This is a genomic window from Spirosoma validum, assembly GCF_014699035.1.
In the GTDB taxonomy this organism is placed as follows: Bacteria; Bacteroidota; Bacteroidia; order Cytophagales; family Spirosomataceae; genus Spirosoma; species Spirosoma validum.
In genome coordinates, this window is record NZ_JACXAA010000009.1 from 187632 (window position 1) to 208852 (window position 21221).

The 21221-nt window shown below is 45.3% G+C and carries 21 protein-coding genes and 1 tRNA gene; 10 read left to right on the top strand and 12 right to left on the bottom strand.

The genetic code is table 11. The features are described 5' to 3' along the window. Positions 1-112 precede the first annotated feature (112 nt). From IC230_RS22820 to yiaA, 5 genes are all read right to left on the bottom strand, one after another. Complete coding sequence (locus tag IC230_RS22820) at positions 113-3070, bottom strand: glycosyltransferase family 117 protein (RefSeq protein WP_191041373.1); 2958 nt, start codon at positions 3068-3070, stop codon at positions 113-115. Between the two features lie 131 nt (positions 3071-3201). Then, positions 3202-3600 carry a hypothetical protein gene (locus IC230_RS22825; protein ID WP_191041374.1) on the bottom strand — a complete coding sequence of 133 codons (399 nt, stop codon included), beginning with the start codon at positions 3598-3600 and terminating at the stop codon, positions 3202-3204. A 29-nt stretch (positions 3601-3629) separates the two neighbouring features. Beyond that, positions 3630-3815, bottom strand: coding sequence for a hypothetical protein (locus IC230_RS22830; protein WP_191041375.1), 186 nt, complete (start codon positions 3813-3815; stop codon positions 3630-3632). A 112-nt stretch (positions 3816-3927) separates the two neighbouring features. Continuing rightward, positions 3928-5409, bottom strand: coding sequence for a glycosyltransferase family protein (locus tag IC230_RS22835; protein WP_191041376.1), 1482 nt, complete (start codon positions 5407-5409; stop codon positions 3928-3930). Between the two features lie 165 nt (positions 5410-5574). Beyond that, positions 5575-5973: an inner membrane protein YiaA gene (gene yiaA / locus IC230_RS22840; RefSeq protein WP_191041377.1), complete on the bottom strand. Its 399-nt coding sequence runs from the start codon at positions 5971-5973 to the stop codon at positions 5575-5577. Positions 5974-6170: 197 nt separating this feature from the next. Between yiaA and IC230_RS22845 the strand changes: the two genes are divergently transcribed. The 3 genes from IC230_RS22845 to IC230_RS22855 all read left to right on the top strand — a co-directional run bounded on the left by IC230_RS22845 (position 6171) and on the right by IC230_RS22855 (position 8546). Further along, positions 6171-7073, top strand: coding sequence for an aminoglycoside adenylyltransferase domain-containing protein (locus tag IC230_RS22845; protein WP_191041378.1), 903 nt, complete (start codon positions 6171-6173; stop codon positions 7071-7073). Positions 7074-7237: 164 nt separating this feature from the next. Next, positions 7238-7480: a hypothetical protein gene (locus IC230_RS22850; protein WP_191041379.1), complete on the top strand. Its 243-nt coding sequence runs from the start codon at positions 7238-7240 to the stop codon at positions 7478-7480. A 241-nt stretch (positions 7481-7721) separates the two neighbouring features. Continuing rightward, entirely contained in the window at positions 7722-8546 is an 825-nt protein-coding gene (locus IC230_RS22855; RefSeq protein WP_191041380.1) for a DUF5958 family protein, read from the top strand. A 118-nt stretch (positions 8547-8664) separates the two neighbouring features. Here the strand turns inward: IC230_RS22855 and IC230_RS22860 are convergent, their stop codons facing one another. Continuing rightward, on the bottom strand, positions 8665-8892 hold the full coding sequence (locus IC230_RS22860; RefSeq protein ID WP_191041381.1) for a hypothetical protein: 228 nt from the start codon (positions 8890-8892) through the stop codon (positions 8665-8667). Positions 8893-9331: 439 nt separating this feature from the next. Between IC230_RS22860 and IC230_RS22865 the strand changes: the two genes are divergently transcribed. Beyond that, a complete protein-coding gene (locus IC230_RS22865) occupies positions 9332-10120 on the top strand; it encodes a DUF5958 family protein (protein ID WP_191041382.1) in 789 nt (262 codons plus the stop codon). 6 nt (positions 10121-10126) lie between these two features. Next, complete coding sequence (locus IC230_RS22870) at positions 10127-10492, top strand: hypothetical protein (RefSeq protein ID WP_191041383.1); 366 nt, start codon at positions 10127-10129, stop codon at positions 10490-10492. A gap of 123 nt (positions 10493-10615) precedes the next feature. Here IC230_RS22870 and IC230_RS22875 read toward each other — a convergent pair whose 3' ends face one another. The 5 genes from IC230_RS22875 to IC230_RS22895 form a co-directional block, all read right to left on the bottom strand. Further along, on the bottom strand, positions 10616-13345 hold the full coding sequence (locus tag IC230_RS22875; protein WP_191041384.1) for a TrlF family AAA-like ATPase: 2730 nt from the start codon (positions 13343-13345) through the stop codon (positions 10616-10618). A gap of 455 nt (positions 13346-13800) precedes the next feature. After that, positions 13801-13965, bottom strand: a complete 165-nt coding sequence (locus tag IC230_RS22880) for a hypothetical protein (RefSeq protein ID WP_191041385.1) — start codon at positions 13963-13965, stop codon at positions 13801-13803. Positions 13966-13971: 6 nt separating this feature from the next. Continuing rightward, entirely contained in the window at positions 13972-14424 is a 453-nt protein-coding gene (locus IC230_RS22885) for a PIN domain-containing protein (protein ID WP_191041386.1), read from the bottom strand. Beyond that, positions 14421-14606: a hypothetical protein gene (locus IC230_RS22890; protein WP_191041387.1), complete on the bottom strand. Its 186-nt coding sequence runs from the start codon at positions 14604-14606 to the stop codon at positions 14421-14423. The genes IC230_RS22885 and IC230_RS22890 overlap by 4 nt, the downstream gene beginning before the upstream one ends. Positions 14607-14723: 117 nt before the next feature. Further along, positions 14724-14808, bottom strand: a tRNA-Ser gene (locus IC230_RS22895). Positions 14809-14987: 179 nt separating this feature from the next. Here IC230_RS22895 and purL point away from each other — a divergent pair. The 3 genes from purL to IC230_RS22910 all read left to right on the top strand — a co-directional run bounded on the left by purL (position 14988) and on the right by IC230_RS22910 (position 18808). Continuing rightward, positions 14988-17231, top strand: coding sequence for a phosphoribosylformylglycinamidine synthase subunit PurL (gene purL, locus IC230_RS22900; protein WP_191041388.1), 2244 nt, complete (start codon positions 14988-14990; stop codon positions 17229-17231). Positions 17232-17366: 135 nt separating this feature from the next. Then, complete coding sequence (locus IC230_RS22905; RefSeq protein ID WP_191041389.1) at positions 17367-17984, top strand: Uma2 family endonuclease; 618 nt, start codon at positions 17367-17369, stop codon at positions 17982-17984. A gap of 23 nt (positions 17985-18007) precedes the next feature. Further along, positions 18008-18808: an inositol monophosphatase family protein gene (locus tag IC230_RS22910; RefSeq protein ID WP_191041390.1), complete on the top strand. Its 801-nt coding sequence runs from the start codon at positions 18008-18010 to the stop codon at positions 18806-18808. Between the two features lie 37 nt (positions 18809-18845). Here IC230_RS22910 and IC230_RS22915 read toward each other — a convergent pair whose 3' ends face one another. Beyond that, complete coding sequence (locus IC230_RS22915) at positions 18846-19244, bottom strand: hypothetical protein (RefSeq protein WP_191041391.1); 399 nt, start codon at positions 19242-19244, stop codon at positions 18846-18848. Positions 19245-19615: 371 nt separating this feature from the next. Between IC230_RS22915 and IC230_RS22920 the strand changes: the two genes are divergently transcribed. Both IC230_RS22920 and IC230_RS22925 read left to right on the top strand, forming a co-directional pair. After that, entirely contained in the window at positions 19616-20068 is a 453-nt protein-coding gene (locus tag IC230_RS22920) for a YsnF/AvaK domain-containing protein (RefSeq protein ID WP_191041392.1), read from the top strand. Between the two features lie 68 nt (positions 20069-20136). Continuing rightward, complete coding sequence (locus tag IC230_RS22925) at positions 20137-21066, top strand: DUF2382 domain-containing protein (protein WP_191041393.1); 930 nt, start codon at positions 20137-20139, stop codon at positions 21064-21066. The last annotated feature ends 155 nt before the right edge of the window (positions 21067-21221 follow it).

Below are 21221 nucleotides of genomic sequence, written 5' to 3' on the forward strand. Positions count from 1 at the left end.
AGTCAGGGAGTTACTGGATTGCGGGTACGGTTAATTAAGTTTATCCGGACAGTTTTTTTAGCTTAACGACGGTATCGTGGCCGTAGAATTGGAAAACAGTCTCCGTTTACGATCAACCGAACACACTCAGGTGCTTCTGAAAAATGGCGTCGTACTTGGCTGCGACCGGTTGATTGGCCCGTTTGCAGGCCTCGACAATCGTTTGTAATATGTACAAATCCGTGTTGGGATTGCTAAACTGCCCCTGTTGGCTTTTCGCATAAGTCAGGTTTTGGTCGGCGCGGGTCGCCATTGTGTCGGCTATGGTAAGCGCTTTCTTTGTATCGTTCAGCGCGAACAGCAGTGATACGTAGTTGGATGAGATCTGGTCGTACGGAAGGCTCTTGTCAGGCATGACTTTCAGCGAATAATCGAGTACCTCACGGGCTTTGGCGGTTTTCTCCTCCCGGATTAATTGATCAGCCAAACGCAGAAACGCCAGCCGGGCCGAGATAACGGGTGGACCTTTGTACGTATCGTCATAATATACATCCGGATTGTCGAACTCGCGCCATTGGGTTTTGTGCATCAGGGTATCGTACATAATCTCCGAATTCACGTATCCGTCGGTGGCACCTGGTACGGCTACCGGCATCAACCGGTACGCATACCCCTCCAGTTGCATGTAATTCTTCAGGTTCAGGTAATGCTCCGTGGCTAACGTACTGGAAAAATAAAGCGGGCGCTTCCAATTGTTGGTGGCAATCATGTCGAGCATAATCAGATCGGGCTTGAACAGATCTTTCTTGCCGAGGGTCCATTGCAAGGTATCTTTCACGAAGGGACGTAGCGGAGCCGGAACAAACCTGGCCTGATCGATGGCGTGCTTATCAATGGGCAGGAACAACACCGACGAAGGCAGAATATTGGTCATCTCGCCCGTGGTTAGCGGGACCTGAATGGCTGGATTGTTGTTCTTAACCAGCCCAATGTACTGTTTCAGATCGATCCCGTTTTTCACGCCTTCCACCTCGTAAAAGGGAATAATGTCGTTCTTACCTTTATTGAACTGATCGAACTCCAGCGACATCGGCACCGCATCCGACTCATACGTCTTTCGCTTCATCTGCTGAATGTACCACTCCGTACCGAGGAGACTCAGGTTACAGACCCGTACATCACGCCGGAAGCCTTCCACCTCCTGCACGTACCAGAGCGGAAACGTATCATTGTCGCCTTCGGTAAACAGGATGGCATTTTTAGCGCATGAATTGAGCATATTCTTGGCGAAATCGACCGAGTGAAACCGGTGATTCCGGTTATGGTTGTCCCAGCTTTTCACGCACATCAGGGCGGGTACCAGCAAACACATACCCAGCACGAACTCGTTGCGGAACGTAGCGGATTTAAATCTGGTCAGAAACGATCGCAGGAAATCGGCTACGGCCATGACGCCCAAACCCAGCCAGATCGCAAAGAAATAGAATGAGCCGACGTAGATGTAATCGCGTTCGCGCGGTTCGGAAGGAGGGGAGTTGAGGAAGATTTGTAACGCAATCCCCGTCAGCAGAAACAACATCCCGACGACCAGAAAATCGTGCCGACGGCGTTTGTACTGGAATACGATTCCGAACAGGGCCAGCGCAAAAGGCAGCATGTAAAAGTTGTCGCGGGCTTTGTTGGCTTTCAGTAGATCCGGTACGTTTTGATTCGACGACCACGGCAGTAGATAACCCGCGCCCTCTTCGTCACTTTCGCGTCCGGCAAAATTCCACATCAGGTGGCGCCACCACATGTGGCTTAACTGATACGTAAACAGAAATTTCAGATTGTCGCCCATCGTCGGTTTCTGACCTTCTGCCAGTCCAAGCATCTGCCGGTACAGTTGGGGATGATTGAGCCGACTGCTGTAAACGCGGGGAAACAGCATTTCATCGCCGGGCGCGTAAATGTATTCGGGGTAATAGTCGAGGATGACGTATTTATCCTTGTCGCGTTTCCAGATCGGTGCCCCCCGTTTCTGATCAATAGGATGAGACGTAAATACCGGGCCATACAGCAAGGAGCGACTTTCGTACTGTTCACGGGCCTGATACGCGCGAAACGTATTGACGTCGCTGGGGTCGTTTTCATTGATGGGTGGATTGAAACCCGCCCGCACCATCACCTGCATATAGGAAGCATAGCCGATCAGTAAAAACGCCCCCGCGAGCAGCGACGTATTCATGACGACCCGCTGCCGACGTATCGACCAGTAGATGCCATATGCCAGAGCACCCACCAAAACTATGGCAAAGAAAATGGTGCCGGAGTTGAAAGGAAACCCCAACGTATTGACAAAGAACCGCTCAATGGCAAAGGCTAGCGTAGGCAAACCGGGAATCGATGCGTTGATAATTCCCAGAATAACCAACCCGATACCCATCGCCAGAACACCACCCCAGAACGTTGGTTTGGGGAATTTATGGAAGTAATAGATGAGCGCCAGTGCCGGAATGATCACCAGATTCAGCAGGTGAACGCCAATGGATAGGCCGATCAGATACGCAACAAAAATAAGCCATCGGTTCGCGGCTGCTTCGTCTTCAATCCGTTCCCATTTGAAAGCCGCCCATACCACAATCGCCGTAAAGAATGACGACATGCCGTACACTTCGGCTTCCACGGCTGAGAACCAGAACGTATCGGAGAAGGTATACGCCAGGGCACCAACGGCGCTGGTGCCCACGATCAGCCAGGCGTCCGTTGCGGTGTAGTCGCTCTCTTCTTTTGATAGCAGTTTCTGTGCCAGCAGACTGATGGTCCAGAACAGAAACAGAATAGTGAAAGCGCTGGCCAGCACCGAACCCATGTTGATCCAGTACGCAACGCGCGTCAAATCGCCCAGCGACAGCATGGAGAAAATCCGGCCAATCAATAAAAACAACGGGGCTCCGGGTGGGTGCGGAATCTGTAGTTTGAAGGACGAAGCGATGAATTCACCACAGTCCCAGAAGCTGGCCGTGCGTTCAACGGTCAACGTATACGTAACGAGCGCAATGGCGAATACAAGCCAGCCCGCGAGCCGATTCAGGCGTTTGAAGGAAAGCATACGATTGTAGATTTTAGCGATATACAGTTTGTGTAAGAACGCGTCAAAACTACGTAGCGCAGCTGCTTGCCCAGGTTAGGCTATGTGTTAAGATTTGTTAAGCAACAGGCTGTTTTATAGATATTTAACATTTACCGGTAAGGCTGGTCTTTGACTAGCCGAATGTTATTGAGTTCAGCCAGTATCATTGTGCTATCAGTGGGAATCGTACCCCGGCTAATCCAGTTTGTAACGACCTGCGTTGAGACGTTATATTTCTCGGCATACCGCTTAATTGTGAGCCACTGAGCTGTGTCAACCACAAATCCATTTTGGGTCAGTAACGTTAAACTCTCGTCACCTTGCCGGCGAAACTCATTAAGAAGTTCTTCGTTACGTTGACGCCATGCCCGAAGAATCTGGTCTTTCTGTATGTCGTTGGCCCCGGCTAAAGCTTCATCGCGTAGAAGGGCGGCCTTATCAATTTCTGTATTGCTCGTCATCGCTGCAATCGCCTGCAGGACAGGTATAATGCTCATTTTAGTTTCCATTGTCTGATTGTCTAGGATAGCCTGCTTAGTTATTCGTCATCTGGCTCCTGACCACGAAGCCATTCCAGAATTTTCAACTCTTTGCTTAGTTCGTCTAACCACTGATCTAAATCATCCTCAAAGAATTCATGATTATGGTTCGCGATTCTACTTCTGGCCCATTGTGCGCGGCTTTCGTGCAGCGCAATCATTTTCTGTAATTCTTTTCGATTCATTAACCAATGGCTAAGATATGGGTCGTTTCGCAACGAAACAATTTAAAGGCAAATGTATACGATTGCATTTAAATTGTATAGAAAATCTGGTGCCCATAAGCACTGCAACTAATCATTTCTCTTTACGATACAGCACCCAGATATCTTCAATGGTATTTACTTTTTTTGAATGTAAAAACTCATTGACAGTCCACAACGTAGCAGAGGAATAGAACTGAGGCTTAAAGCCCAGACTGTCTAATAGCGGTAGATTATCTTTGGCGTCGTTATACGTAGTAGCCAGCCAGGCATTTTTGGGGAAATACCGGGTCGAATCAGCGTTATGAATTTTAGTGAGATCGATAGCTGGAGCATTTCTGCGGTAAAACGTTAGTGGAAGACCGCTTTGCGTTTCAAACGGTGTACGGGACAAACAATAAATCGTCGACGGTGATTGCTGAAAGGTATTGGTCAGCTTTCGGGAAAACTCAACGGTTTGCGAATACGGATTAAAGGGGAGTAAAACCAGCACGATTACGGTGAGTAACAGACTGAAATAAAGAATTCCGTTCAGAAAATTGCGAATACCTTTTTTCGCCTGTCGATAATAAATAAGGAATGCGGGTAAGCCCCAGCCTGCTAGAATCGGTAAGACATTCAACACCGGAAACATAAACCGCTCTTCTTTATGCCCGACAAGGCAGTGGCCAATAATAAAAAACACGACGGCAAATACCAGTGGCTGTTTGTATTGGTTGAGAGCCCCTTTTAGGCTGTAATAAAAAAGAAAAAGGCTAAGAGGGGGCGTTCCAATGACCAGGGCTAGCAGAAGCACATAGTTCATAAAACTGGAGGTGCCAAATTCCGCTGCTTTGCCTTCAGTAATGTTGACCCGGTAATAATCGTATGGGGTAAAAACCAACTGGTGGTAAAAATGGAAATCCAAAAATAAATTGAGTCCCATGCCCATGAAAAAGCCAACCGCCAAAGGAAAAAGCGTATTGTATTTACGGTCAATAAAGAGCAGCCATAAGCCGAAACCAACCAGGCCAAAGGCTATTTGGAAGCGGAAATAAAAGGCCAGGCTAAATAGAAAACCGGTTAATGCAACATACAGAAACTTTTCTTTTTTCAGCTCGTACAGCCAGATAGCACCAAAAAAAACGATTGACGAGGCTATTTCAGAACTGAATAACGTCCGTACGTAAGGCAGTGTCCAGGAAAAATTAATGAGTAGTAGTACTAAAAACAGCAGTCGTTTATCGGTTTTAAAATAGTAAATGCCAAGTGCGTTGAATAAGGTAAATCCCAGCAGCCCGAAGAGTAAGCGAAGAACGATTAATTGAGTATAAGCATCATCCACATGGCAGAAGCGACACACCTCAGTAAATGCCGAAAATAAATAGACCTGTAACGTAGGCCGAATGTGGCTGTTTAATTCCCAGACATGCGTGGCTCCAGAAGGTTCTCCCAGTTGCCAGGAAGAAAACTCAATTAACTGAAAGTGCTGGTCGGGATGTAAGAAGCCTACCTGGGTGATGCAAAAAACAAGCTGAACAAGTAAGGCAACTAGCAGCAGCCATCGTAATCGTGAATCCAGTTCTATGTTGAGCATACCTAACCTACGAGCTTAAGGCCGTATTTTGCGTCAAATATACCCCTGGACGAAGTTACTTGTTAAGGCACGAATTAGTTAGTGAGATTAGGCGGCTCGCCTGGACATGAAAAACCCTGCCGAATAAGGGCAGGGTTTTTTATATAACGATCCCTATTTTATAAATCATACGGTCTTTCTTACTTCCTGATTATCGCGGGTGTTTTTCTGAACAGCGATGGCGCCGAATAAAGCTAAGAGAAACGCGAACGCGTAAAATCCTTTTTCACTGGGCAATAGGGTTGCGTTCCAGAGGCCAATGGTTAATAACGTAATGGATAAGATGGTGGAGAACCAGCTAATGCCGTAATAAATGTCCGTTACGGGCAAACCCTCTAGCCGGTCTCTGACACTTTTCTGGACCGATACCACGGCGAAGAGACCGAACATGAGGACGGTAAAATAAAATCCTTTTTCATTTAAAAGCATGCCGGAGCGCCAAAGCCCGATTAGATACCCGAACATGCCTGTTCCGAGGGCGAACCAGGAAGCGCCGACAAAGGCAGCTGATGTTTTTTGATTCATTGGTGTAGTTGCTGTTTATGGTGTAGGTATTACGTAGCAAAACTAGTAGTGCACGGCCTTCTTTTTTTGTCGGAACTTCTAACGGGTTCCTTTGAGGGTATAGTTGGTTCGTTTGCCGCCTTACCTGGTCGTGCTGGTAACTTTATGGACTAGTGAAACGTCCGATAGAACGTAACAAAACTTACTGATTGCTGGCCATGAAATCGACTCGAGTTAACGAAACCATGCCTCCGATTCCTCAACCGGCTGACAAACTACTGGCTGAACTGGAAGCGGGGCTTAAGGCTATAGCTCCGGACTGGATTGACGGAATATACGTAACGGGGTCCATTGCTTTGGATGATTTTCATCCGCATAAAAGCGACATCGATTTTGTAGTCCTCTGCAAAGAGTTTCCGACCAATGAGATGATTGCACAGATAGACAAGCTCCACCGTACCATTCAGCAACAGCACGGCAAACCGTTGTTCAATGGCGCTTATCTGACAGCCGAGAATTTGCAGGCCAGTCGTTTGCCGACGGGCGAAGTGCTCAATTTACTGGAGGGAAACCTTAAGCGTGGTCCATTCGAAATGGGGCCAATTGCCTTGTATGAATTAAAGACAACGGCCCGTACCGTACTGGGCCTACCAACGAATGAGCTGGCGATTGACATGCCCCTGCAACAGGTAAAAGATTTCATGCATGAGAACATCAATTCGTATTGGCAGCGATGGATCGATAAACACGCTTCCTGCACGAATCGCCGGGCGTTACTGATCCTGATTCCGCTCTTGACGGAATGGGCCGTTCTGGGCGTAGCGCGGCAGTTCTACACCTTGCAAACGGGGGAAATTGCCTCGAAAACGAAAGCCGGTGCATTCTGTTTAGACGTAGTACCTCCTCGCTATCAGGACATTATTCAGCAGGCGATTCACATCCGAAACAGTAGTCCAAACTCAGTTTATCCTGTCCTAAAACGTACATATTACGTATCACCATCGTTGACGCGAGCGGCCTTAACCATCGATTGTGTGAACTATATCATCGAACTTTTCAACAACGTGTATGCTGACCAGCAAAAGCAGCGTACCGGTGAGGGACTTTCGGATAAGCGATAGAGGATCTCAGTTGCCAGACAAACTATAGTGCGTTTGATAAAGCAATCCTTTCCTAACCTACGGGTAGTTACTTGTGAACAATAGAACTATACCAATATAATAATACATTTTAATAACTTTACGTAGGTACTCTTGTTATTCAGATGTTCTAAAACCGCTACGTTATGAAGGCTTCCATCGTTTCTGCGTACAGCTTACTGGCAGGGCTACTCGCTGTTAACGCTTGCCAGACCCGCGAAACGGACCTTTGTTCTTTGCCTCATCAGGTTACAGTAAACTCCAATTGTTACACGGGCAATGGCTCACAATTGACGGCTGATGAGTACGGGAAAACGCCCCTAAGTTTTGAGTGGACGATCTACGCACTGAAAGACACCTCAAAAATCCTTAGATGGCAATCATTCTGATTTGACAATCAGAATGATTGCCTCAACTAAATTTACTGTACCGGATAGTTTTTAGTCGCTACTTATCAACGGTTAATTGTCGACGTGGCGGCTGACTGTCAGGGCGAAATCAAGCATTCCATACACTATGGGTTTATCAAAAAAACATCCACGACGACGAATTGCGTTTCGTGGCAACCCCAAAATCAGTAATCGGTAGGTAAACACTATCCATTTGGTTAGTAGCCCAATCGTTCCTGAAATGTCAACCTCACTGGACACACCCCTAATCTTTATTGACGGCAAAATGGACTTAGAAGACGAAATAGCGATCCACCAGTTCGCGCATGGAGTTTATTCCGAGGGTGATCTATTGAGCCGCTTCACTCAAGTAGACGAGAATAAAAAAAGGACGCGATTTATGGAGCTGGACGGGCTGGTATGGCAACTGAAACCCATAGACGCCGATCTGGATCAGGTGATTGCGAACAGTTTATTGACTGATACCGATATTTCTGAGGAAGTTTTGAAAGCTTACCGGTCGAAGCTGGGTTCACGACGGATCACGCGTTTAATCGAGGGCAAGTTCAATCAGAGCTATACGTTGCTGCTGAATCTGTTCAAAACGGCCTACCAACGGCGCTTTACGTTGGGTAATCCGGCGAACTGGCGATACTGGGATTTATCGAACCCTGACGTCGTACAGGACATACGCACCAGACAGCAGGCATTGATTAACGAGGTCTATGCAGCCCCCAGCTTTCGGAGTGAATTTACCAGCATCGCCAAACTGTGGCATGAACACGGTACGTCGTTACAGACCAGGCAAAAGAAACCTGACCCAGCGCCTGAGCGCCAGACCCATTTTCATTTTCTGAGTTATGATGAGATGATTTCGGAATCAATCAAAGTCGTTAATGACAAGACTATCCACGGGATTAGAGTACTGCTTCATTCGATGGAAAAAGCGCTCGCGGTACGTTACGGGTTAGCGTCCGACGATGCAAAACGCGTTGCGCTGGCCGTTATAGAACGCCATCTACGGGATACGTACAACGTAGGTCTTTTTTGGGGAGTAGAGTGGTAAGCCTCTGACTCAGGCAACGTCGATTTTAATCTTCCCCCGGATCACATCGCTCAGGAAGCTACTTACTTGAGTACCCAGGCTTTTTAGTTGTGCAAATAGGTCAGTATGGCGCATAGCTTTAGCGTTGTATAAGTGAGTTTATGGTAAACGTAACGGATTTTTCGTTTCGGGAAAATAGAAGCTGGTTATAGCGTATGTCGAGCGCAAGGCTTCGTTTCCAGCGAACCCAATTCCGTTTCCAGCCTGGCGCCTGCTTAAGCTCTGCCGCAAACGCTAGAACCACCTGCCGTTTGAGTTTGTAGTAGACAGAAGGTCGTCTTGAGTTGTAGATTAGTCCCGCTTTCATACGAATACTCGTTTCTACGTTCAGAAGAAATATAGTTAACTGTCGAAAGATCAGAACTATCTGCTTCTTAAACAAGACTTTCGTTACGTTCAGACAGATCTGGCAAAAATGAAGAGTTATTTTGGGAATGACAGATTAATCAATTGTCAGTAACGTAACAGGAATTTATGATTGGCCATGGTATTATTTAATAAAGTGCCGTAGGTACGTAATGTTTGTAGCAAAAGTAGTCGTGGGCAGAACTAGCGTGCCGTAGGTACGCAACCACCGCTATTTGAAGCAGACGTACACTACGCTACGTACTAGCGTATATATGTGAGATAATTTTCTGTAAACTTTGCAACAGCCAACCGTTGCCCCCGATCAATCTGGTTAAGTACAAAACAGAGGTGTAAATTGGGGGTGATTTTTTTGTGAGGCAAATCAGACAACAACAGCCATGCGTTTAGAGAACGAAATAACGCTGTATCAATTTGCGCAGGGCGTTCGGCCGATTGCCGATCTACAGGATCGCTTTCGCCAGCTCGATTCGGGAAAACAACGGAAACGGTTTGTTCACTTTTATTGTCGGGTACGTGAGTATGAATTTGAGGAAGCCGATATTGAACAGGCGCTGGCCGATTGCGGGTTAGATACGTCGGATGCGCTCTACGAGTATCTGAACCTCCATCAGTTAGCGACTGGCTCAACGAATGTGGTGTGCATACCTTATACGGCCAATCCGCCGGGCGGCTCGCTCGACAAAGCGTACACGGTGCTCCTGCATCTATACAAAACGGGCTACTATCGGCGCTTTGTGTTTGAAAAAACTGACCCGGCCGATTGGACGTATCAGGATTTATCGGACCATGCGTTCGTCCGGGAGTTGCTGACAAGCCATCAGGCGTTGGTGGAGAAAATTTATGCAAACCCCAGCTTCCGGAGCGAATTTGCCAGTCTGGCCAAGCTATGGTATGCGGAGCATCTGTTAGCAGAAGAAGCGGACCATTGGGAACAGGAACCGCCGGAAACCCAGACCAACTTTGATTTTGTTACGTATGATGAACTGGTAACCGAGAAGGCGTTGGCTACGAACAAAAGCTGGGATGCAATCGGTCTGCTGGTCAATTCCGTAGCAAAGGGTTTATCCGTTCAGTACGGATTAGACCTTGACAAAGCCAGAAACGTAATGTTCGCCGTTATTGATAAACATGCGCAGGAAACGTACCACACTGAGCTTTTTGAGTAACTGACAATGAAGCGAATACTGACATACCTACTCGCGGGTGGATTCCTGCTCGCAGCCGCCCTGATGATCTACATCTATCAGGAATACATGGGCGAAGACACAGACCCAACAACCGAAAATCAGTCCAGCCCAATCATCAATAAAAAGCTGAACGCCATCGTACTACGTATCGCACCAGCTAAGGCAGGTGATGAACCAAAAATTGACGTAACGTATACCGATCTAGATACCAAAGAAACGACTACTTTTCCAATCGATAACCAGTATGGACAAAGCATCCACATCGGCGATACGTTAACCAAAGAGAAAGGCGAAAAAATCATGCTGATTTACCAGAAAGCAGGCAAGATAGAGACAGTTCCGGTTGACTAATTGGCTATCGTGTAATTTCAATTATCAATGAATCAACCGAAAGATATACATTAAATTATACGAAGAATCGTTTGAGTTTTTTATAAAAAAAAGTTGGAATTTCTCTTGAAAATGAATAAGAGATTATTTTCTTATAAGTTTTTTATCCCTTATTTCAAATGCGGTTCTACCTCCTTCTAAGGTTAATAATTTATCTCTATGAATTAAATTTTCAATTGATATAGAAGTAATAGAGGTCGTATTATCTTCTAAAACTTCAAGAATATGAATCAGTTCAGCATCTCCGTTTACAACAAAGTTTGCGTTGTGGGTTGCGAAAATAATTTGCCGTTCATGTTTACGCTTTTTAATTAAATTGACAAGATATTCAGCCACCAATTTACTATCAAGGTGAGCTTCTGGCTCATCAATTAACAGAGGTTTGTTGCCGAACATTAAAAGAGCGACGATAACAGCTGTACATCGTTGACCAAAAGAGCAGTTTTCTAATTCTTTCCCACCATAGTATCCAATAATTTTTTTGTGTTGCTTTACATCAGAATATACTCTTTTAATTAATAATTTATATATTTCAAAATTTTCTTTCTTTTCAAACAAAGCTTTCAATAAAGTTTTTGCATTTATTGAAGTACCTTTTTCTTCTAAGGCGCTCATGTAATCTTCATAATTATCCACATCTAAAGGATCTATACATAATAAGTATTCTCTTACGGCATCAGTTTTTGTAGAATGTTGACTTGGTTTATAATCTTTGAAGTGAAGCTCAAACTCGTCCAAGAGATAATTTCTTGCTTGTTCTTCATCAAACTCATAGGTAAATTTTATATCAGCAACATTAGAATCAGAACTTTTTAATTGTTCGTTCATAGGATTCAATGAATTAATAATTTTTTCTTCAAAAATCTTTCTCTTTTCAAATCCATAACTTGATAAATTCTCCTTAAACTCGCTAATACGCACTGCTGTTTCTTTGCCGCTTTTTATTAAATTTTTTATTTTAGCTTCGATAACTGGTAGATTAGTAACAGATCTTTCATAATCGCTTATATCAGCTTCAGAAACGCCCTGAAGCTTTAAATAAGAGTCTAATTCTTTCTTTTTACTTAATAACTGTCGATTTAAAACTTCTTCATTAGATAAATCTGAATCAAATTTTATTTCTTCATTTAATAGATATTCTACTCCGATTAATATTCTTGCAGTCTCAGTGTCGTATTGATTGATGATGTTATTGTTAACTGAAAACCTATTTATTGAATCTTTTAAAAATAAAACAAGTTTCGTATATTTATCTCTGCTATTTAGGATGTTCTGAATCTGTTCCGAGTATTCACGGATCTCTTGTGTAATATTTTTATAATCAGGGCTATCATAAGAACTTATAATTCTTTTACAATCTTCGTGTTCCTTGCGAAGTTTATTAAGATCTTGTAATTGCGAAAATCTTAAGTTAATATCATGTATCTGTTGATCGATTCTTTTATAGAAGACAGCGAAATCATTTTCTAAAACTTCAAATTCATTGTAGTCTGAAATCTGAATTAATCTACTATATATTGCTTCTGTTAAATCATTACTTTCCGCAAAGCTTTCAATCTGATTTTGACTTACAAACTCTATATCATTGCTGCTCGTATCAATACTGACATATTTATCTAATTCAATTTGTTTGTTATCCTGTAGCAGTACACTATTTTCGATAAACGGAGAGTTGGAACCTAGTTTGGCAGCTATAAGACTAAGTATAGTGCTTTTACCAGTTCCTCGACCACCAATTAAACAGGTAAAATATGGGCTAAAAGCGATATCAGTATTATTTCTAAAGCAGAATAGACTTTCTTTACCTTTAATTTTTATACCTTTTTTTGCTATTTTAGTATTATTAGGAAAATTCAGTTTTAAGCTGTTAATCTTACGAACTGGACTAACTGGTTTATAATTTGAAATAGAAAGTCTAGAATCCGATTCAAAACATATTTGCTTTAAACCTTCAAATGTGCAGTCTGCCTTTATCCAAGAGAAACAATTGCCAATCCTATCTTTTATAGGTAAATTATTTGAGTCTAAACTATTTGAGAATGCATGTGCATCACTACAGTCTAATAGTGGAGGAATATTGCTATAAAGTAATTGTTCACATAGTCTTTCCCTACTTTTTTCATAAGCTTTTTCATCTATCGAGGAAGTAAATAGAAAATCGCTTCTTTTTATTATTTCTAACTTCTCTGCCGCTGATCCGTCCCATTTCAGAGTTTCCCACTCCGTTTTACCAACTGCAATAAAGTATTCTAATTCGCTTTCTTCAAGTATTCTACAAATTTCCCTGAAATCAAAGTTAATATTATTAAACCCTTGTTTCAAAGGTGACAAATTATTTTGTTTGATAGACGGTGTTTTATTAATTATAAACTGGCCAAAGTTTGTAATAGTTGTTTCACTCAAGCCAGTTCTTTTGAAACCGTCAAATTCAAAAGGTAATAAATTGAGAAACTGGGTCTCAATAGAATCTGTGTCCTTATTATTAAAAATAATGTGAACATTGACTCTCTTCCAAGGATCTCCACTGTTCAAATTAGCAAAAGATCTTATTCTGAGTTCTATTACAGGGAGTAACACCCTTCCTGGAAGTATTCCATTATTGTGTTGTAAATCTAGTAGCTTTTTATATCCATTAATTGTAAAATAGTCGTTGATTCCTAAGACCTTAAAGCTAGAATCTAATGCTTCAAGGTCTTTGACAAATTTACTCCAAGAACTGTCGTTATCTCCTCCATAATGCTGCTCAATTGATAATGGTGTATGAATATGTAAATCCCATTTATTCCACTCAGAACCTTTATATAGATCAAACATTATCGAAAATAGGTGACAACCAATGTATTAAATATTTTACAAGACGCGTATGATTCAAATAAAACAAACTTTTTATATATTTGATTATCAGCCATATAGCACTGGCGTTCAAACGCATTAACTTTCAAATTTATTATAATTTATTTAAAAATTTAAATAAATCATTCCATTCATATACAGATTTATTTATCGGCTTCTTATGTTATTTTAGCTTGACTATTTATGTCTCAATAGTGATATATTAAACATTTCAGAACTATTAGAGACCTTATATACACAAATGAAGGTCGCATTATTTGGGAATTGATGGCTGTGTTTATCAATATAACGGCAACCTGTCTAATTAGATAATTCATCAGTCAAGATGAGAGGACTATACTATTACGAGAATATGCCAGCCCCCACCCCTTTATTGATTTCTTCAGATTTAACGTAGTAATTTAAATTTTTTTGGGCTAAGCAATTGGATAGTGTATGCTTTCATAATTCTGAAGAAGTAGAGCAAGAGCTTCTAATTCATCGGATTCGGGCGAGTTGTCTTCTAAATCCATCTGTATGAGTGTATGGACGCGCTCCAGGGCACTATCGTACTCGACCTCAGTTTCAATAGTTTTTAGCATGTCTGATTAGAATCGATTCACGCTTTTTACCAATTCCCGATAGTTGTCGGGCTTATATAGCGTAATGCCAGATACTCGTTCAAAGTGCTTTGGATTCAGTGTAAAAACTGGTACGTCGAAGACTAAAGCTGTAGCAATGGTATAGGAATCACCAACGCCTGTATCGGGCCATCGGCGGGCAATCTTTATGGCTTCTTCGCTTACACCGTCGCTGTTGAGAATAGTGGTGTTATCTAAACGTCGGCGATAACGTTCGTATTCAGTTCGGCTAATCGGATTGGACAGCAACCCTCGCTGAATAAGCAACCAGTGTTGTAATTCGATATAAACTGCTGTACTGATGGTATCCTGGTAGTGCCACGTAACGAATTCATAAGCTTCTACAAAGGGAGATTTATTCAGGAAAACACGGCTCATCAGACCTGTATCGCAAAGTAATGTTGGCTTGCCGGGAATCATTCAGGAATAGGCGTTGGCTTTAAGTGTTTGTGTTTGCCCAATTCTCGGGCAATAGCCAATGCCGGGTTTTCTTTAGGTCGCTTTCCTGATGGAATAATGCCCTCAATGATCTTCCCGGAAGCATTGATTAGTTGCACTTTAAGCGGTTTGTTCCCCTTGAGCCTTGATTTAGTCGTTGCCATCGTGGTAACTGATTAGGAGCGTATTCGTAAAGATAACAATAGGACGTAGCAATTAATCACTTTGTCACCCTACAAACACTACAAACGAAAAATCCCGCCGGGATGGGCGGGATTTTGCAGAGAGAGAGGGATTCGAACCCCCGGACCTGTTACAGTCAGTGGTTTTCAAGACCACCGCAATCGACCACTCTGCCATCTCTCTTTCTGGGTGCAAATATACGAGCGTTTTGAGATTTGTCAACGGGTGTCGGGGCAATTTGGGTCAAAAACTGTAGTTTTGCCAATATTCAATGAGCGAATGCGTGAAGGAAAGAAGGCCTGACTAGGTGACGTAACTGATAGTCAGGCATTCCATCATTCACTCATTCACAATTAGATAACATGGACGCTACCGAATCTCTTCCTACTGTTGAAACCGCCCGCAAGCTGGGCCTGCTCCCCGACGAATTTGACAAGATTAATCAGATTTTGGGCCGTCAGCCGAATTTCACCGAATTGAGTATCTTCTCGGTGATGTGGTCGGAACACTGTTCGTATAAAAATTCCATCGTCTGGCTCAAAACCCTCCCCCGCGATTCGGACCGGATGCTCGCCAAAGCCGGGGAAGAAAACGCCGGTCTGGTCGACATTGGCGACGGGCTGGCCTGTTCGTTCAAGATCGAGTCGCACAACCACCCGTCGGCGCTGGAACCGTACCAGGGTGCCGCAACGGGCGTCGGTGGGATCAACCGCGATATTTTCACGATGGGTGCCCGTCCCATTGCCCAGCTGAACTCGCTCCGTTTCGGTGATCTGAGCCTGGCAAAAACCAAGCGGTTGTTACGGGGTGTCGTGAAAGGCATCGGCGATTACGGCAACGCGTTCGGCATCCCGACCGTGGGTGGTGAGATTTATTTCGATGAATGCTACAACACCAACCCGCTCGTGAATGCATTTTCGGCGGGTATTGTCGAAGTCGGCAACGTAGCGAAAGCAACCTCGTATGGTGTGGGCAATCCGGTGTTTATAGTCGGGTCGGCAACGGGGAAAGATGGGATTCACGGCGCTACGTTCGCGTCGGAAGATATTTCGGCCGCTTCGACGGATAAACTGCCTGCCGTACAGGTCGGTGATCCGTTCATGGAGAAACTGCTGCTCGAAGCCACGCTCGAAATCATTGCCACGGGCTACGTGATCGGTATTCAGGACATGGGCGCAGCGGGCATCATCTGCTCGACTTCGGAAATGAGTGCGAAAGGCGAACACGGCATGATCATCGACCTCGACAAAGTACCAACGCGCCAGGCCAACATGGCGCCGTTCGAGATTCTGCTGTCGGAGTCGCAGGAACGGATGCTGGTCGTGATCGAGAAAGGAAAGGAAGACGTCATTCAGGGCATTTTCGATAAGTGGGATCTGAACTGCGCGCAGATCGGCGAAGTGACCGATACTCAACGGCTGCATTTCTACCGTTACGGCGAACTCGTTGCCGACGTACCGGCTTATGATCTGGTGCTGGGTGGCGGTGCGCCCCAGTACCAGCGCGAATACAAAGAACCCGCTTACATTCAGGAATTTGCCAAATTCAAGATTGACGATGTTGACGACATTGAGTTTGACGAGATCAAAAAAATAGCCGAACACCTGCTGTCGCACCCGAACATCTGTTCGCGCAAGTGGGTCTACGAACAATATGACTCGATGGTCGGGACCGCCAACCGCAGCACCAATGCCCCTTCCGATGCGGCCGTAGTACGTGTGAAAGGTCCCGGCATTCCCGCTACGGAAAAATCCATCGTCATCACCGTTGATTGCAACAGCCGCTACGTTAACGCCAATCCGCGTATGGGTGCGATGATTGCCGTGGCCGAAGCCTGCCGTAACATCGTTTGCTCGGGTGGCGAACCGCTGGCCGTAACCAACAACCTGAACTTCGGCAATCCATACGTACCGGAAGTGTACTGGCAGTTTGTGGAAGCGGTGCAGGGCATGGGCGAAGCTTGCCGCCGGTTCAGTACGCCCGTAACAGGTGGTAACGTCAGTTTCTACAACCAAAGCTCCGACGACGGTCCCGTGTTCCCAACGCCTACCATCGGGATGCTGGGTTTGATGGAACGCCCGGATCACCAGACAACGCTCAACTTCAAGAACGAAGGCGACATGATTTATCTGGTCGGCCCGTCGGAGGATGATATTGCTTCGTCGGAATACTTGTATTCGTATAAAGGTATCAAAGCGTCAGGCGCACCGAGCTTCGATTTTGAGACGGAATGGCGTGTGCAGGAAGGCATTCGAACGATGATCCGCAACGGCTGGCTTCAGTCGGCGCACGACGTATCAGATGGTGGCCTGTTCACTACGTTAGCCGAATCAGCCATGGCGGGCAATAAAGGCTTTGCCATTCACGCCGATACCCGTTGGCGGACCGATGCGTTTCTGTTCGGCGAGAGCCAGAGCCGGGTTGTAGTCTCCATTTCGCCGGAGCAGCAACAGCACGTAGTAGGTTATCTGAGCGATAGTGTCCTGCCTTTCGTTCTACTTGGGACCGTAACGGCCAGCGAATTCATCGTTGATGAAACGTCCGTTATGACCGTCTCTGATGCGAAGAAGCTATACGACAACGCACTAGGCGAGATCATGAAGTAATCAACAGGTAATTTATGTGCTGATTTGGCCCCGCTGGGATCTGATGGGTATAGCCAGTTGATTTCCCTATAACTATCAGATCCCAGCGGGGTCAAATAAATAGCGTTATTCAGGCCTTTATAAATAATCTCACTTATGCTGGCTGACCCGAAGAAACAATCGCGCCAATACACAATAGAAGAATATCTGGCTTTAGAAGAGAAGAGTGAGATTCGCCATGAGTTTTATAATGGCGAAATCTACGCAATGGCTGGCGGGACGCTCAATCACAATTTGCTGATTGATAGCGTTAAGGATATCCTTAAAGCACAATTAAAAGGCAAAGGCTGCCGTGTACTTTCCGAGAATATGAAAGTGGAAGTTATACAGGGGATTTATTTGCCTTATCCTGATTTGGTTCTTACCTGTCATCCTTTTGATCTGAGAGGAGATAACGTAATCATACGTCAGCCACGTCTACTAGTTGAAGTACTATCCAAATCGACGGCACTTCACGACCGGGGTTTTAAGTGGCAGCGTTCTCGTAAAATGCCGTCGCTCTGGTATTACATGCTCGTTGATCAATATTCGACAACTGTCGAGCTTTTCAGTCGAATTGACGAAACGGACGAGTGGATCAACACGATTTACGAGAATCGGGAAGATGTGATCGTATTGCCTCGACTGAACGCAGAGCTACGTATCGGGGCTATTTACGACGGCATCGATTTAATTCCTGAAACCGACGAAATTCCTGCTGATGAGCAGCCTTGATAACAGACCATAACGTATTACAAATGCCTCAAGACTTAGCCGCCCTTACCCGCGAAATCTGTACCATTGCTACCGATGCCGGAGCGTTTCTGCTTCAGGAACGACGCCAGTTTCAGCGTGAATCCATTGAATACAAAGGCTTGAACAACCTGGTTTCCTACGTCGACAAAGAAACCGAAAAGCAGTTGGTCGAACGGCTGAATAAACTGCTGCCCGAAGCCGGTTTTATTACCGAAGAAGGCACAACCGGACTGGAAGCTGACAAAACTGCTCTTAACTGGGTAATTGACCCACTGGACGGTACGGCTAATTTCATTCATAATCTGCCCGTCTTTTCAGTCAGCATCGGTTTAGCGGAAGGGAAAACGCCCATTGCTGGCGTGGTTTATGATCCGAGCCGTGATGAATGCTTTTCGGCCTGGCAGGGTGGGGGAGCGTATTGCAACGGAAGCCGGATTTCGGTGTCGCCTGCTACACAGTTGGGCGAAAGTCTGATTGCGACGGGTTTTCCGTACTATCAATTCGATCAGATGCAAAAGTACCTGCACATTCTGGAGTCACTGATGCAGCAAACGCACGGCCTGCGCCGGATGGGATCAGCGGCTATCGACCTGTCGTACGTAGCGTGCGGTCGGTTCGAGGCTTTTTACGAATACAACCTCAACTCCTGGGATATGGCCGCTGGCGTATTGCTCGTGCGCGAAGCGGGCGGAATCGTCACCGACTTCGACGGTGGCGACGAATTTCTATTTCGGGGCGACGTAGTAGCCGCCTGCGGTATTCACCCTGAACTGATTCGGGTAATTCACGAATATTGGCGTTAAGCAATTGTATATCACTATACCAATTGTCATATTACAGCTACAGGTTGCTACTTAAATAGGTCTTGTTCCCATTTTTATTGATATAGTATTTGCCACCTCGTGCACCAGCGTGTATCGCTTCACCATTGGGACCATGTTGCGACTTATCAATTGGGGTCTTATAATCGGCAGGTGTAGCCTTTTCTAATTTAGGAGTAGCTTTGGGTTGGATACCCTGAGCTATTTTTTGGTCGGTCCGGGCACTGTTGCCAGTCACTATCCTTGACGTATCATTACCCGTTACTTTAGCCGTTCTTTTGTCTGCTTTAGCCGCGCGGGCTTTGGCCAGCCGATCATTCACCGACATCTTCTGAGTGGGCTCAGTCGCCTGGGCCAGCGTGCTTCCTGAGATCAATAAACTGAGTACCAGACTCCGTATCATTCCTGTCTTCTTCATGAGCACTGTAAAGGTTATAAACTGACGTAGTCAGTAGTACGTATCAACTGTATGTAGCTTCTTTTGGTAAGGTAGTAACCAGGCAATTAATCGGAGTGTTTGTCATGATTCTCTATTGTTCGTATTAAGGTTTCGTTACGGATAAAAACGAGATTAATTACAATCGTTCAGCGTAGTCACTGGTTTTGATTCCACACTTCCCGGTGAGTTCCCACTTTCGGGCAACAAATACCCCATATCCATTTACGGGATTCCTGACCAACAAAGAGCAATAGTGCCTTTTGAGCATTTGGTCTATCTATTTAATCTATTTTCCTTGACTGGCATGATTCTGCCTCCTGTAAGTCTGTCATTCTTTTAGCAGTAGGTAGATGAATCCCATAGATGAATTTGGTCAATTGACTGATAGTCCGTTTTCTGTGACAGCCGACCCCGCATCATCCGGGACGATACGTATTCCTCTGATTGAAGAGCAGCTTCAGGTGGGTACGCAGACGGTTGAAACGGGTCGCGTAACACTAACCAAAACAGTGCACGAAACTGATGAGGTCGTAACTGTGCCACTGCAACAGGAGGAGTATGCTGTGGAACGGATTGCGCTCAATCAGTACGTCAACGAACTGCCAATAACCCGCCAGGAAGGAGATACCACTATTTACCCTGTTGTTAAAGAAGTCCTGGTGGTTCAGAAACGATTGCTGCTCGTCGAAGAAATTCGGGTTACCCGGCAGCAAACTCAAACAGAAGAGACCCAAACGGTCCGGTTACGCCGGGAAGACATCACCGTTGAGCGGACTCCTCTCCATCCCGAACGTCCGGTCTGATCAACAGACCTTCGTTAATAGATAAATTTTTTAGTCTCAACACAAAACCCAGTAAAGCCCTACAACTCATGGCAAACACAGTAATCGGCATTTTCGATAATGCCTCAGAAGCACAGCATGCCGTCGATCAGTTAATCAGCAATGGTTTCGATCGCTCAAATGTAGACATCTCTACAAATACCAGTACCGATGCCGATAGTTCAGATACAATCATCCAGGATCGGCACGTTAATACGTCCGGTACGCGGACCGAAGAGGTTATCGATGATACCAAAGACGTTGGTAGCGGTATCGGCAATTTCTTTAGTTCCCTGTTTGGAAGTGACGACGACGACGATGCAAAGAAGTATTCAAGCGTGGGTAGCCGGAGTTCGATCGTGACGGTTCATACCGAAACGGACGACGAAGCCGAGCAGGCTGCCGACATTCTGGATGAGGCTGGTGCGGTCGATGTTGACGAACGGGCAGCAACCTACGACAGTCTGACAACGGCCCCCAGCGCGTCAATGGGAGCGGCTTTTATCGATACACCAACAACTGGCAGCGATTTAAGTAGAGTTACCGATGGCGACCAGACGGTTAAAGTAATTGAAGAAAATCTGGAAGTTGGCAAGCGCACAGTCGAAACCGGTGGCGTTCGTCTACGTAGCCGCATCGTGGCCAAGCCAGTAGAAGAAAGTGTCCGGTTACGGGAAGAACGGGTAACCGTCAACCGCACCCCCGTAAACCGCCCGGCTACGGCGGCTGATCTGAACGCCTTTCAGGATGGTCAGATCGAAATGACTGAATACGCTGAAGTACCAGTCGTATCGAAAACGGCGAACGTCGTGGAAGAAATTTCAGTGGGCAAAGCCGCTACCGAGCGTGAGGAAGTGATTCGCGATACGGTTCGTAAAACGGAAGTCGATGTAGAAAACCTGGGTACTACTGATCAGACGATTCGCCCTGCTGGTAGCAATCTGGATACCGACGAAGAGGTTACGTACTCGACTAAATAGTCAGTCAAAGTACTGTAGAATAAAAACGCTAATCCTTAGAGAAATTTAGGAATTAGATCTAGATAAGCCTGTTCACCAACGTAGTAACTCAACCTAAGTTACTACGTTGGTGAACAGGCTTATCTGTAAAAAATGATTCAGGAAATCTGGTCGTA